Raw genomic sequence first — 14,174 nt, 5'->3', positions numbered from 1 at the left:
AGCATGCCCAGAACAGGGCGGGCCGCGCAATCTCGGATCCGGCCGGATCAGCCCAGCGAAACAGCCGCCATGAAAGAAAAGCCCCGCTTTCGCGGGGCTCTTCGGGTCAGCTCAGCTGGCCGTGGCAGTGCTTGTACTTCTTGCCACTGCCGCAGGGGCACGGATCGTTGCGGCCGATCTTCGGCTCGTCACGCTGCACCTGTGCGATGCCCTGCTGGGCGGCCTGCACCTGCGCGGCTTCCTCGTCGGCGCTGTAGCTGCCAACGTCCTGGTGCTGGAACTGCGACTGGCTCAGGCGGGCTTCGACCTGCTGGCGCTCGGCTGCTTCCAGGGCCTGCACTTCCTCGTCGCTGCGGATGCGCACGCGCGACAGCAGGGTCACCACTTCGCGCTTGACGTTCTCCAGCATGTCCGAGAACAGCTCGAAGGCTTCCTTCTTGTACTCCTGCTTCGGCTGCTTCTGCGCATAACCACGCAGGTAGATGCCCTGGCGCAGGTAATCCATGCGGGCCAGGTGCTCCTTCCAGCTCTGGTCCAGCACGGTCAACATCACGTGCTTCTCCAGCGCGCGCATGGTCTCTTCGCCAACACCAGCTTCCTTCTCGGCGAAGTGCTGGTTGACGCGCTCCTGCACCTTGGCGGCGATGGCTTCGGCGTCCAGCTCCTCGTGTTCCTTGACCAGACCGGTCAGCGACATCTGCAGGCCGAAGTCCGACTCCAGGGTCGCTTCCAGGCCACGCAGGTCCCACTGCTCGTCGATGGAGTTCGGCGGCACGAAGCGGGCGACGATGTCGAAGATCACGTCGTCGCGGATGCCATCGACGTTGTCCTTCACCGACTCGGCGTCCAGCAGCTCGTCGCGCTGGGCGTAGATCACCTTGCGCTGGTCGTTGTTGACGTCGTCGAAGTCCAGCAGGTTCTTGCGGATGTCGAAGTTGTGGGCCTCGACCTTGCGCTGCGCCTTCTCGATCTGGCGGCTGACCAGGCGGTCCTCGATGACGTCATCTTCCTTCATGCCCATCATGCGCATGGCCTTCTGCACCCAGTCGGAGGCGAAGATGCGCATCAGGTTGTCTTCCAGCGACAGGTAGAAGCGGGACGAACCCGGGTCACCCTGGCGGCCCGAACGGCCACGCAGCTGGTTGTCGATACGGCGCGATTCGTGGCGCTCGGTGCCGACGATGTGCAGGCCGCCGGCAGCCTTCACTGCGTCATGGCGCTGCTGCCATTCGGCCTTGACCGCCGCCTTCTGCGCGTCGGTTGCATCCTCGCCCAGTTCGTGGATTTCCGCTTCCAGTGAACCGCCCAGCACGATGTCGGTACCACGGCCGGCCATGTTGGTAGCGATGGTGACCGCGGCCGGACGGCCGGCATTGGCGACGATGGTCGCTTCGCGGTCATGCTGCTTGGCGTTCAGCACTTCGTGCTTCACGCCGGCCTTGGCCAGATGCTCGGACAGCATTTCCGAGGTTTCGATCGAGGTGGTACCCACCAGCACCGGCTGGCCGCGCTTGGCGCACTCTTCGATGTCGGCCAGCACCGCGTTGAACTTGCCCTTGCGGTTGAGGAACACCTGGTCCGGGCTGTCCTTGCGGATGGTCGGGCGGTTGGTCGGGATCACCACCACTTCCAGGCCATAGATGCTCTGGAATTCGAAGGCTTCGGTATCGGCCGTACCGGTCATGCCGGACAGCTTCTTGTACATGCGGAACAGGTTCTGGAAGGTGATGCTGGCCAGCGTCTGGTTCTCGCGCTGGACCGGCACGCCTTCCTTCGCTTCCACCGCCTGGTGCAGGCCATCGGACCAGCGACGGCCGGACAGGGTGCGGCCGGTGAACTCATCGACGATGACCACTTCGCCATCGCGCACGATGTAGTCCACGTCACGCTGGTAGATCGCGTGCGCGCGCAGCGCGGCGTTGAGGTGGTGGACCACCGTCAGGTTCTGCGGCGCGTACAGGCCCTCGGTCTCGCCGTCGAGGATGCCGGCCTCGACCAGCAGCTGCTCGGCGTGCTCCATGCCCGCTTCGGACAGGTGCACCTGCTTGCCCTTCTCGTCGACCCAGAAGTCGCCTTCGCCGTCTTCCGCTTCCTGCTTGACCAGGTTCGGCACGACGCGGTTGACCCGGATGTACAGCTCCGGGGAGTCGTCGGCCGGGCCGGAGATGATCAGCGGGGTACGCGCTTCGTCGATCAGGATGGAGTCGACTTCGTCGACGATGGCGTAGTGCAGGCCGCGCTGGTAGCGGTCGGCCTTGGACAGCGCCATGTTGTCGCGCAGGTAGTCGAAACCGAATTCGTTGTTGGTGCCGTAGGTGATGTCCGAGGCGTAGGCTTCGCGCTTGTCGCTGTGCGGCATGCCCGGGTACACCACGCCCACGCTCAGGCCCAGCCAGTTGTACAGCTTGCCCATCTGCGCGGCGTCGCGGCGGGCCAGGTAGTCGTTCACGGTGACCACGTGCACGCCCTTGCCTTCCAGTGCGTTGAGGTACACCGGCAGGGTCGCCACCAGGGTCTTGCCTTCACCGGTGCGCATTTCTGCGATCTTGCCCAGGTGAAGCACCATGCCGCCGATCAGCTGCACGTCGTAGTGGCGCATGCCCAGCACGCGGCGACCGGCTTCGCGGCAGACCGCGAACGCTTCCGGCAGCACCTTGTCCAGGGCTTCACCATCGGCGATGCGCTGCTTGAACTCCGGCGTCTTGGCCTGAAGCTGCTCGTCGGAAAGCTTCTCGATCTCCGGCTCCAGCGCATTGATCTTGGCGACGATGCGGTTGAGCTGGCGCAGCTGTCGTTCGTTACGACTGCCAAATACGCGGGTAAGCAGGCTGTTGATCATTGAAGGAACCGGGTTGGATGGACACGACGCCCGGCCTCCCCCTTGGGATCCGTCCGTCGCAAACGAAACAGGGCGCCTGGCGCCCTGTCGATGGCAACACCCATTGTAGCTTGGGACGGCCGCAAGGGGTTTCAACCCTTTGGCGGCAATGGCATCCGAACGTTCCCGGTAGTGCCGGCTGCTGGCCGGCAGCCTCGCTCGGCCACCTCAAGGAATTGCCGGCCAGCGGCCGGCACTACCAGATCAACCACATCGGGTCAGAGCCCTCCCGCGGCGCGGAAGGGATCCGACCCGGGCATCAGCCGCGGCTGATGCGGCCGACCGGCGTGTTGCCGCCGTCGCCGAGGAACTTGCGCGGGTTGACCACGTTGCCGTTCTCCCACACCTCGAAGTGCACGTGGGCACCGGTCGAACGGCCGGTGGAACCGGCCTTGGCCACTTCCTGGCCGGCACGGACCAGGTCGCCGACCTTCACCACCAGGCGCGAATTGTGCGCGTAGCGGGTGACATAGCCATTGCCGTGGTCGACGTCGACGACGTTGCCGTAGCCGCCCTTCACACCGGAGAAGCTGACCACGCCTTCGGCCACGGCCATCACCGGGTCACCGACCCTGGCGTGGAAGTCCATGCCCTTGTGGGTGGCGGCACCGCGGCCGAACGGGTCGGCACGGGTGCCGAAGCCGGAGGTCACGTAGCTGTTGCGGATCGGCATGCGCGACGGCACGGCGTTCTGCTGCAGCTGGTGGTCGAACATCAGCGATTCCATCACCGACAGCTGGCGGCCTGAAGCAGCGAAGCGCTGCTCCAGCACCTGTAAGTCGGCGTTGACGTCCTTGACCGGGATGTCGGTGGTCGGGCCACCAGCATCGCCGTCACCGAGGCCGGGGGTCTCGTTGAAGTCGAACTCGCCGTCTTCCAGCTTGCCCATCTGGGTCAGCCGTTCGCCGAGGGCGTTGAGGCGGGTGGCCTGGGCCTGCAGCTCGCCGAGGCGGGCTGCCAGCGCGTTGACCTGGGTCTGCGCGTCGCGCCGGACCTTGGCCAGCTCCGCGTCCTGGCGCTCGACCTTGGCCTGCAGCCGGGAATCATTCAGCGCGCTGGCGCCAATGCCGCCAGCAAGGCCGATAATGCAGCCTACCCCGAGCACGCTGCCCAGCAGGGCACGGGGGCGGTCCTCGAAATAGAACCGCAAACGCGCGATGGGCGACGATTTGGCCTGTCCTTCACGCGTTTTGATTACGATCTTTTTGAATGCCATCAGTGAGTTTTCATGTCTGAGCCGAAATCCAGCGTTCGCCCCGCCTCCAAGCCGAAACCGGCGCTGGATGCGGTGATGGCTGACAAAAGCGGGAACCCGCTGCGGCGTGCCTTGTGGCTCGACGCGCTGGACCGTCAGTTGCGCCCCCAGTTGCCGCCACCTCTGCGCAGCCGTTGCCGGCTGGCCAATGTGGACGGGGAACACCTCGTTTTTCTCGTCGAATCCCCGGTCTGGCATGCCAAGTTGCGGCTTGCCGAAGCCCAGTTGCTCGACGCGGCCCGGTCCATCGGGCTGAAGGCCACCAAGGTGACCATCAAGACTGCGTCCTCCACTCCCACGCGCTCCCCAGCGCTCGACAACCGGAATGGACCCCACGCAGTTTCAGCCGCCACGCACAAAGGGCTACGCGACGCCTTGGCTTGCCTGCAGGACGTTCCTTCGAAGCCGAAGAAGCGGTCCTGATGACAGCGGAGCATCCGGCTCCACTCCCCGTCGCGCGTGTCACCACGGCGTGAAACATTTCGGGGGCCGGGTCGCATCCTAGCTGCCATCCGGAGCCCTGTCGTTAGATTGTTGTTAAAACTGCGTTAAATTCAGGCTTCCGATCCAACAGGTTCACAAAACCGTGACCTCGAACCGGCCTTGACGCGCCTCAAGCGCGCTGAATGCGCGGCATGCGTCTGAAACGACAACGCCGCCCTTGAAGGCGGCGCTTTTTTCTTTTAATTCAAAAACTTATGCGAATCAGGCGTAAGCCGGCGTCGCATACTCGACCGGGTCCGGGGTGGCCGGCGAGTCGAAGCTGACCCACTCCCAGGCGGTGGCATCGGCCATCAGCGCCCGCACCAGCTTGTTGTTGAGCGCGTGGCCGGACTTGAAGCCCTCGTAGGCGCCCAGCACCTGGCCACCGGCCAGATAGAGGTCGCCGATCGCATCGAGGATCTTGTGGCGCACGAATTCGTCGGCATAGCGCAGGCCGTCTTCGTTGAGCACGCGGAACTCATCCAGCACGATGGCGTTGTCCATCGAACCGCCCAGGCCCAGGTTGCGCTCGCGCATGTACTCCAGGTCGCGCATGAAGCCGAAGGTGCGCGCGCGGGAGATTTCCTTGGTGTAGGCCAGCGTCGAGAACTCGATTTCCTGGCGCGACTGCTTGGCCGGGATCATCGGGTGGTCGAACTGGATGGTGAAGCCCAGCTTGTAGCCCTCATACGGGGTGAAGCGGGCCACCTTGTCGCCTTCGGTCACTTCCACGGTCTTCAGCACGCGGATGAAGCGCTTGGGCGCATCCTGTTCCACGATGCCTGCCGACTGCAGCAGGAACACGAAGGGACCGGCCGAACCGTCCATGATCGGCAGCTCGGCCGAAGACAGTTCGACGATGATGTTGTCCACACCCAGGCCGGCCAACGCCGACATCAGGTGTTCGACGGTCTGGATCTTGGCGTCGTTGCAGGTCAGGCCGGTGCACAGGGTCACTTCGGTGACCAGTTCGGCCTTGGCCGGCACTTCCACCACCGGGTCCAGGTCCACGCGGCGGAACACGATTCCATGGTTGACCGGTGCCGGGCGCAGGGTCATGTAGACCTTGTCACCGCTGTGCAGGCCAACGCCGGTGGCGCGGATCGTGTTCTTGAGGGTGCGTTGCTGGATCATGGGGGGTGGACCGGAAGTGACACATTAGATTAACACGCAGGGTCCCCTACCCCGACTGAAACGCCGGCAGGACACACCGGCGCGCCGGTAGGACGCGCGTGAAGCAGGGCGGCCGGGCCCATCCTGGCCCGGCGCCCGCGTTTTCAGGACATGGTGGCGCAACCCGGGGAGGACAAGCCCCGGGCCGCCCCGCTTAGTCCGCCTGGCGGCGCAGGAAGGCCGGGATGTCCAGGTAATCGTTCGGCAGTTCCGCCGCAGCCGGGGCCGAAGCGGCCGGGGCCGACGGAGCGGAGGCTGCCGCGGTATCGCTGCTGGCGCGACGCAGGCCCAGGCCCATGCCACCCACCGCCTTCGACACGGCGTCGCCGCCATTGTCGAACTCGCCGAACTCCGGCTGGCCGGTGGTGGCGTTGCGGACCAGCTTGATCGGCGCACGTTCGCCCGGACGCTGGGACTTGCTGGCCGAGACGCGGTTCAGGCCGGTGGCGACCACGGTCACGCGCACTTCATCCTGCATGTCCGGGTCGAGCACGGTACCGACCACCACGGTGGCGTCTTCGGAAGCGAAGCCGTCGATGGTGCGGCCGATCTCGTCGAACTCGGCCATGGTGAAGTCGGCGCCGGCGGTGATGTTGACCAGGATGCCGTTGGCACCGGCCAGGTTCACGTCGTCCAGCAGCGGGTTCTGGATCGCCGATTCGGCAGCGGCCTGCGCGCGGTCATCGCCGCGGGCGGTACCGGTACCCATCATTGCCAGGCCCATTTCGGACATGACGGTGCGCACGTCGGCAAAGTCGACGTTGATCAGGCCCGGACGCACGATCAGGTCGGCGATGCCCTGCACGGCGCCCTGCAGCACGTCGTTGGCGGCACGGAAGGCCTGGATCATGGTCGCGTTGCGACCCAGCACGGTGATCAGCTTCTCGTTCGGGATGGTGATCAGCGAGTCGCAGTGCTGGCTCAGTTCTTCGATGCCCTTCAGCGCGACCTGCATGCGGCGACGGCCTTCGAACGGGAACGGCTTGGTGACCACGGCCACGGTCAGGATGCCCATTTCCTTGGCCAGCTGTGCCACCACCGGCGCCGCACCGGTGCCGGTGCCGCCGCCCATGCCGGCGGTGATGAACACCATGTCCGCACCCTGCAGCGCGTCCATGATGCGCTCACGATCTTCCAGAGCAGCCTGGCGGCCGACTTCCGGGTTCGCGCCTGCGCCCAGGCCCTTGGTCACGTTGGTACCCAGCTGCAGCTGCAGCTTGGCACCGCAATTCTTGATGGCCTGCGAGTCGGTGTTGGCCGTGATGAATTCCACGCCATCCACCGCCGAGTTGACCATGTGCGCCACGGCATTGCCGCCGCCGCCGCCCACGCCAACCACCTTGATCACCGCATTGGGTGCCATCTTTTCGATCAGTTCAAAATGCGCCATGTCCGTGTCCTCGTTGTATCCGCTTCGGCTGGCATGGGCATTCGGGCGTCCTGCCTTCCTGCTGCATGCCGGCGTTGCGGCTGTGTGGGTTGTGTGTTGCAGGTGCTGCGTTGTGTTGCGGGTACTGCAGGTGTTGCGCCCGGGCGATGCCGGGGTTTACCGGTTCCGCGTCAGAACTCGCCGCGGAACCACGTCTTGAGTTTCTTGAACATGCTTCCCGCGCGCCCGGTCGGCAGCGACGGCCGGCGCGGGTGCTCGATCTGGCTCCCCATCAGCAGCAGGCCCACGCCGGTGGCATGCACCGGGTTGCCGACCACTTCACCGAGGCCGGTGACGTGCTGCGGGATGCCCACGCGCACCGGCATCTGCAGCATTTCCTCGGCCAGCTCGACCACGCCTTCCATCTTCGACGCACCACCGGTCAGCACCATGCCGGCGCGCACCAGTTCCTCGAAGCCGGAGCGGCGCAGTTCGGCCTGCACCATCTCGAAGATTTCCTCGTAGCGGCCCTGCACGGCCTGCGCCAGCGAGTGGCGCGGCATGCGGCGCGGCGGACGATCGCCCACCGACGGCACCTGGATGCTTTCCTCGGCGGTGGCCAGCTGGGCCAGGGCGCAGGCGTAGCGCACCTTGATCTGCTCGGCTTCCGGGGTCGGCGTGCGCAGCATGTGCGCGATGTCGTTGGTGACGTGGTCGCCGGCGATCGGCAGCGAGGCGGTATGGCAGATCGCACCCTGCACGAACACCGCGATGTCGGTGGTGCCGGCGCCCATGTCGACCAGCACCACGCCCAGCTCGCGCTCGTCGGCGGTCAGCACCGCCACGCTGGAGGCCAGCGAGGACAGCACCAGGTCGTCCACCTGCAGGCCGCAGCGCTGCACGCACTTGCTGATGTTGGCCGCGGCCGACTGCGCGCACACCACCAGGTGTGCATGCACTTCCAGGCGCACGCCGGTCATGCCGACCGGGTTGCGGATGCCTTCCTGCGAATCGTCCAGCACGTACTCGCGCGGAATCGCGTGCAGGATCTTCTGGTCGGCCGGGATCGCCACCGCCTTGGCCGCATCGAGCACGCGATCCAGGTCGCCCCAGGTCACTTCGCCGTCGCGGATCGGCACGATGCCGGGCGAGTTCTTGCACTGCACGTGGTTGCCGGAGATCGAGGCATACACCGAGCGGATCTCGCAGCCGGCCATCAGCTCGGCTTCTTCCACCGCGCGCTGGATCGACTGCACGGTCGATTCGATGTCCACCACCACGCCGCGCTTGAGCCCACGCGATTCATGCGAGCCGATACCGATCACTTCGATCGGATTGCCCGGCGAATACTCACCCACCAGCGCCACCACCTTGGAGGTGCCGATGTCCAGGCCAACGATCAGCGATTTGTCACCCTTGCGATTCATGTTCTTTCCTGCGTGCTTCTGGCCGGGGTCGCCGGCGTTTTCGCCGACGTGGCCGGGGTACCCCAGCTCAGCGTGAAACCATTGGTGTAACGGAGGTCGGCGCGCTCGATCGGCGCGTCCTGACGATTGAGCTGCGGCAGCACCTTGACGAAGCGCTGCATGCGCGAGCGCGCGTCATCGCGGCCGACCACCACTTCGGTGCCATTGCTGAGCACCAGCGACCAGCTGCCGCGCGCATCCATCGTCACCCGGCGCACGTCGACGCCGGCCGGTGCGAACAATGCACGCGAGTCGCTGTACAGCTTCATCACTTCTTCGGTCTGGCTGTCCGGGCCGTCCAGTTCGGGCAGCGCCAGGTCGGCCAGTTTCTTCGGCGTGGGGAACAGCTTGCCCTGCTCGGAAACCAGGCGATCGTTGCCCCAGCGCGCGAACGGCTTGTGCTCGACCAGAGTCACTTCCAGCACATCCGGCCACTGCTTGCGCACCCGCGCGCTTTCCACCCACGGCAGCTTTTCCAGCGCGTCCTGCGCGTCCTGCAGCTTGACTGCGAAGAAACCAGATCGCGCATAAGGCATCAGCACCTGCTGCAACTGCTCGGCCGGCACCCGCTTGAACTCACCGTGCACGCGCAGCTTCGCCAGCGGCCAGCGCTCTGCGCCGACCCAGCCATTGACCACGGCCACCACCGGCAGAGCAACCACCGACAAGGCCAACAGCCAGACGAAGATGCGCAGCAGCGCGTTCATGCGTGCGATGCCTCCAGGGTCTGTTCCAGCACGCGCCACACCAGTTCCTCGAAACCGATGCCGGCCTGGCGTGCGGCCTTGGGCACCAGCGAATGGCTGGTCATGCCCGGCGCGGTGTTCACTTCCAGCAGGAAGAAGCGGCCGCTGTCGCGGTCGCGCATCACGTCCACGCGGCCCCAGCCACGGCAGCCGGCAGCACGGAATGCAGCCAGCGCAATGCGGCGGATTTCATCTTCGGCATCCCCGTCCAGGCCCGGGCACAGGTACTGGGTGTCTTCGGCGATGTACTTGGCGTTGTAGTCGTACCACTGGCCCTTGGGCACGATGCGGATCGACGGCAGCGCGACATCGCCGAGGATGGCCACGGTCAGTTCGTCGCCGATCACCATCTGTTCCATCAGCAGCTGGCCGTCGTAGCGCGCGGCCAGGGCCACCGCTTCGTCCAGGCCGGCGTCATCGGTGACCCGGCTGATGCCCACGCTGGAGCCTTCGTTGGCCGGCTTCACCACCACCGGCAAGCCCAGCGCGGCGGCATTGGCGTGCACGTCCTCGGCAGTGACCTTGCGGTACTGCGGGGTCGGCAGGCCCAGCGACAGCCACACCTGCTTGGTGCGGATCTTGTCCATGCTCAGCGCCGAACCCAGCACGTTCGAGCCGGTATACGGCACGCCGAAGGCGTCCATCAGGCCCTGCACGATGCCGTCCTCACCGCCACCGTTGTGGCCGTGCAGGATGTTGAACACGCGATCGATGCCACCGGCGGCGAGCGCCTTGGCCAGCGCCGGGATGCCGTCCACGGCGAACGCATCGACGCCACGCGACTGCAGGGCTTCGAGCACGTTGCGGCCGGAGTCCAGCGACACCTCGCGTTCGCTGGAGCTGCCGCCCAGCAGCACGGCGACGCGGCCGAACACGGCCGGGTCGGTCACTCGCAGCGGCGGGAAGGTCAGCGCGCTCACGCCTCGCCCTCCCCCTTGAAGCCTTCCACCGCGATATGGGTGGCTACGGCACCGATGTCGCCGGCGCCCATCATCAGCAGCAGGTCACCGTCCTGCAGCACGTCCGGCAGCACGCTGGCCAGCTCGGCGGCCTTGCCCACCACCACCGGTTCGCTGCGGCCGCGCGCGCGGATGGCGCGGGCCAGCGCATGCGAATCGGCACCGGCAATCGGTTCCTCGCCGGCCGGGTAGACCTCGCTCAGCACCAGTGCATCGACGCTGGACAGCACCGCGGCGAACTTGTCGAACTGGTCGCGGGTACGGCTGTAGCGGTGCGGCTGGAAGGCCACCACCAGACGCTTGTCAGCCCAGCCACCACGGGCGGCGGCGAACACCGCCTCCAGCTCGCTCGGGTGATGACCGTAGTCGTCGATGATGCGGACCTTGGCACCGCTGGCGGTGGTCACTTCGCCCAGATCGTTGAAGCGACGGCCAACACCGGCGAAACCTTCCAGCGCACGCGCGATCGCGTCCGGCGCCACGCCCAGCTGCCAGCCCACCGCAGCGGCGGCCAGCGCGTTGAGTACGTTGTGCTTGCCCGGCAGCGCCAGCACCACTTCCTGGCTGGTGCCCTGCGGCAGGCGCAGGGTGAAGCGCATGCGCGAACCTTCCTGCACCACGTTCTCGGCGCGTACGTCGGCCTGCGGGCTCATGCCGTAGCTCATCACGTGGCGCGGGGTCTTGGCGGCCAGTGCCGCCACTTCCGGATCATCGATGCACAGCACCGCCAGGCCGTAGAACGGCAGGCGCTGCAGGAACTCGGCGAACGCCGCCTGCACGCGGGCGAAGTCGTTGCCGTAGTTTTCCAGATGATCCGCATCAATGTTGGTGATGATCGACATCAGCGGATTCAGGCGCAGGAAGCTGCCATCGCTTTCGTCGGCCTCGGCCACCAGCCACTGGCCACCACCCAGCTTGGCGTTGGCACCGGCGGCCAGCAGCTGGCCACCGATCACGAAGGTCGGGTCCAGCCCACCTTCGCTCAGCACCGCAGCGGTGAGGCTGGTGGTGGTGGTCTTGCCATGGGTACCGGCCACCGCGATGCCGCGGCGGAAGCGCATCAGCTCGGCCAGCATCGCCGCACGCGGCATGATCGGAATGCGCTGGCTGCGCGCTTCCATCAGTTCCGGGTTGTCTTCGCGGATGGCACTGGAGACCACCACGCAGTCGGTGCCCAGCACGTTGGCAGCGGAATGGCCGCGCATGATGCGCGCACCCAGGCTGGCCAGGCGGCGGGTCGCCACGTTGTCGGCGTTGTCCGAGCCGGACACTTCATAGCCCAGCGTCAGCATCACTTCAGCGATACCGCTCATGCCGGTGCCGCCGATGCCGACGAAATGCACGCGCGGGAACGCGCGCACCAGGTCGTTGGTGTCGTGCAGGCGACGGATCATGCGCGGCCTCGCGCAGGGCAGGCGCGGTGGCATGCCTTCTTCATACAGCTTCCTCGAGAATGATATCGGCGATGCGCTCGGCGGCATCGACCTTGGCCAGGGCACGCGCGGCTTGCGCCATCTGCATGCGGCGGGCGGGATTTTCGGACAGATCGCGCAGCAGTGCGGCAATGCCGTCAGCCAGCGTTCCGTCCTGCTTCAGCAAAACCGCCGCGCCGCGCTCGACCAGGTACTCCGCGTTGCGGGTCTGGTGATCGTCGACGGCGGCCGGGAATGGCACCAGCACGCTGCCGACACCGACCGCGCACAGCTCGGCCAGAGTGGAAGCGCCGGCACGGCACACCACCAGATCGGCCCAGGCAAAGGCCTCGGCCATGTCGGCGATGAACGGCGTGATTTCAGCCTGCACGCCGGCCTTGGCATATGCCTCGACCGCTTCGGCATGCATTTTTTCGCCACTCTGGTGGCGTACCTGCACCGGCACCGTGGCACCCAGCGCAGCGATGGCCTGCGGCACGCCGGTGTTGAGCGCACGCGCGCCCTGGCTGCCACCGACCACCAGCACGCGCAGCGGACCCTGGCGGTCGGCGAAGCGCTGTTCCGGCGGTGCGATGGCGGCGATTTCGGCACGCACCGGGTTGCCGATGAACTCCTCGCGCTTGGCGAAGGTGCCCGGGAAACCGGTCAACAGGCGGCGCGCATAACGCGACAGGATGCGGTTGGTCAGGCCCGGCGCACGGTTCTGCTCATGCACGATCAACGGCAGCCCGTGCAGGCGCGTGGCCATGCCGCCCGGACCGGAGGCAAAGCCACCGAAGGCAATCACCGCGCGCGGCTGGCGCTTGCGGATGATCATGCCGGCGGCGCGCAGCGCGCGCATCAACCGCCACGGTGCACCGAGCAGGGCCAGCTTGCCCTTGCCGCGCAGGCCGGTGATGGCCAGGGTGTCGATCGGAATGTCGTGCTGCGGCACCAGACGGGTTTCCATCGCACCATCGGCGCCCATCCAGGTGACCGGCACGCCACGCTCGCGCAGCACGCGGGCCACGGCCAGGCCGGGGAAGATGTGACCGCCGGTGCCACCGGCCAGGATCATCACCGGGCGCACGCTATGGGTGGCTGCGCTCATGACAGCCTCCCGAAGGTCGGTTCGATGCGCGACTGCAGGCGGCTGGTGCCACGTGCGGCGGCCGGCCCGGCAGCGGCGGCCACCGGTTCGGCGCTCATCGGCACGCTGGCCGCAGCCGGTGCGGCCGGCGCGTCCACGGGCGCATCGGCCACGGCCTCGTCGCCACCACCGATACGCACGGCCTGGCGACGCTCGGCACGCTTGAGTTCATAGGACACGCGCAGCAGCAGGCCCATCGCCACGCAGGTCATCAGCACCGACGAACCGCCGGAGGAGATCAGCGGCAGGGTCAGGCCCTTGGTCGGCAGGATGCCCAGGTTCACGCCGATCGAGACGAAGGTCTGCATGCTGATCCACAGGCCGATGCCGAAGGCAATGTAGCCGGAGAAGTGACGCTTCATTTCCACGCAGCGCATGCCCAGCCAGAAGGTGCGGCCGACCAGCAGCGCGTACAGGGCCACGATCACGCAGGTGCCAAGGAAGCCGAACTCCTCGGCGGTGACCGAGAAGATGAAGTCGGTATGTGCTTCCGGCAGGTAGTACAGCTTCTGCACCGAGTTGCCCAGGCCAACGCCGGTCCACTCGCCGCGGCCCACGGCCATCAGCGCGTTGGACAGCTGGTAGCCGTCGCCCTGCTGGTCGGCCCACGGGTCGAGGAAGGAGGTGATGCGGCGCATGCGGTACGGCTCGATGATCGCCAGCGCGCTCATGCCGACCAGGCCGATGATCACCGGCATCGACATGCGCGGCATGTTCACCCCGCCCAGCACCAGCATGCCGGCGGTGATCGCCAGCAGCAGGGTGGACGAACCGAAGTCCGGCTGCAGCAGCAGCAACAGCACCAGCGCACCGGCCACGCCCAGCGGCTTGAGCATCGCCGGCCAGGTCGCGTTGACCTCGTCGCGGAAGCGCACCAGGTAGCTGGACAGCCAGACGATGTAGAGCACCTTCACCGCTTCGACCGTCTGGAACTTGGAGATGCCCAGGTTGATCCAGCGGCGCGCGCCGTTGACGGTGCTGCCCAGGCCCGGCGCGAACACCGCCAGCAGCAGCACGAAGCAGCCCAGCAGCAGCATCTGGTTGTACTGCTCGATGGACTTCAGCTCGGTGCGGGCGGCAACGACCGCCAGCACGATGCCTACCGCCAGGAAGATCAGGTGGCGGTTGAGGTAGTAGAACGGGCTGCTCATCAGGGCGATCGAGCTGGACGCCACCATCACCACGCCGATGCCCGTGAGCGCGATGATCGCGCCCAGCAGCCACTTGTCGTAGCTGCCTTCGATGGCTTCAAGGCGTGTTGCCTGGCGGGACAGGTCGTTCAT

The 14,174-nt window shown here is 66.5% G+C and carries 10 protein-coding genes and 1 pseudogene; 1 reads left to right on the top strand and 10 read right to left on the bottom strand.

Annotated features, from left to right (window positions below; all coding sequences use genetic code 11):
* Positions 1–106: 106 nt before the first annotated feature.
* Both secA and SMAL_RS03110 read right to left on the bottom strand, forming a co-directional pair.
* Positions 107–2,839, bottom strand: coding sequence for a preprotein translocase subunit SecA (gene secA / locus SMAL_RS03115; protein ID WP_012510052.1), 2,733 nt, complete (start codon positions 2,837–2,839; stop codon positions 107–109).
* 298 nt (positions 2,840–3,137) lie between these two features.
* The gene (locus SMAL_RS03110; RefSeq protein WP_012510051.1) at positions 3,138–4,094 is read right to left on the bottom strand and encodes a M23 family metallopeptidase; all 957 of its coding nucleotides are present in this window, start codon (positions 4,092–4,094) and stop codon (positions 3,138–3,140) included.
* Between the two features lie 12 nt (positions 4,095–4,106).
* Here SMAL_RS03110 and SMAL_RS03105 point away from each other — a divergent pair, with 12 nt between their 5' ends.
* Positions 4,107–4,556, top strand: coding sequence for a DciA family protein (locus SMAL_RS03105; RefSeq protein ID WP_012510050.1), 450 nt, complete (start codon positions 4,107–4,109; stop codon positions 4,554–4,556).
* A gap of 282 nt (positions 4,557–4,838) precedes the next feature.
* Here the strand turns inward: SMAL_RS03105 and lpxC are convergent, their stop codons facing one another.
* From lpxC to ftsW, 8 genes and pseudogenes are all read right to left on the bottom strand, one after another.
* Entirely contained in the window at positions 4,839–5,750 is a 912-nt protein-coding gene (gene lpxC / locus SMAL_RS03100) for a UDP-3-O-acyl-N-acetylglucosamine deacetylase (protein ID WP_004143722.1), read from the bottom strand.
* 193 nt (positions 5,751–5,943) lie between these two features.
* Positions 5,944–7,179, bottom strand: a complete 1,236-nt coding sequence (gene ftsZ / locus SMAL_RS03095; protein ID WP_004143720.1) for a cell division protein FtsZ — start codon at positions 7,177–7,179, stop codon at positions 5,944–5,946.
* A 170-nt stretch (positions 7,180–7,349) separates the two neighbouring features.
* Positions 7,350–8,585, bottom strand: a complete 1,236-nt coding sequence (gene ftsA, locus SMAL_RS03090) for a cell division protein FtsA (RefSeq protein ID WP_005408083.1) — start codon at positions 8,583–8,585, stop codon at positions 7,350–7,352.
* A 68-nt stretch (positions 8,586–8,653) separates the two neighbouring features.
* Positions 8,654–9,331, bottom strand: a pseudogene (locus tag SMAL_RS03085) (cell division protein FtsQ/DivIB); the annotation flags it as partial.
* The gene (locus tag SMAL_RS03080) at positions 9,328–10,290 is read right to left on the bottom strand and encodes a D-alanine--D-alanine ligase (RefSeq protein ID WP_012510049.1); all 963 of its coding nucleotides are present in this window, start codon (positions 10,288–10,290) and stop codon (positions 9,328–9,330) included. The pseudogene SMAL_RS03085 and the gene SMAL_RS03080, both read right to left, overlap by 4 nt.
* On the bottom strand, positions 10,287–11,723 hold the full coding sequence (gene murC, locus SMAL_RS03075) for a UDP-N-acetylmuramate--L-alanine ligase (protein ID WP_012510048.1): 1,437 nt from the start codon (positions 11,721–11,723) through the stop codon (positions 10,287–10,289). Before murC ends, SMAL_RS03080 begins: the two co-directional genes overlap by 4 nt.
* A gap of 40 nt (positions 11,724–11,763) precedes the next feature.
* Positions 11,764–12,852 carry an undecaprenyldiphospho-muramoylpentapeptide beta-N-acetylglucosaminyltransferase gene (gene murG, locus SMAL_RS03070; protein WP_004143663.1) on the bottom strand — a complete coding sequence of 363 codons (1,089 nt, stop codon included), beginning with the start codon at positions 12,850–12,852 and terminating at the stop codon, positions 11,764–11,766.
* Positions 12,849–14,174, bottom strand: coding sequence for a putative lipid II flippase FtsW (gene ftsW / locus SMAL_RS03065; RefSeq protein ID WP_004143661.1), 1,326 nt, complete (start codon positions 14,172–14,174; stop codon positions 12,849–12,851). The genes murG and ftsW overlap by 4 nt, the downstream gene beginning before the upstream one ends.

The sequence above is a fragment of the Stenotrophomonas maltophilia R551-3 genome (assembly GCF_000020665.1).
GTDB classification, from domain to species: domain Bacteria; phylum Pseudomonadota; class Gammaproteobacteria; order Xanthomonadales; family Xanthomonadaceae; genus Stenotrophomonas; species Stenotrophomonas maltophilia_L.
The sequence above is the reverse complement of the archived record's forward strand: the minus strand, read 5'-3'. Positions and strand labels throughout refer to the sequence as shown.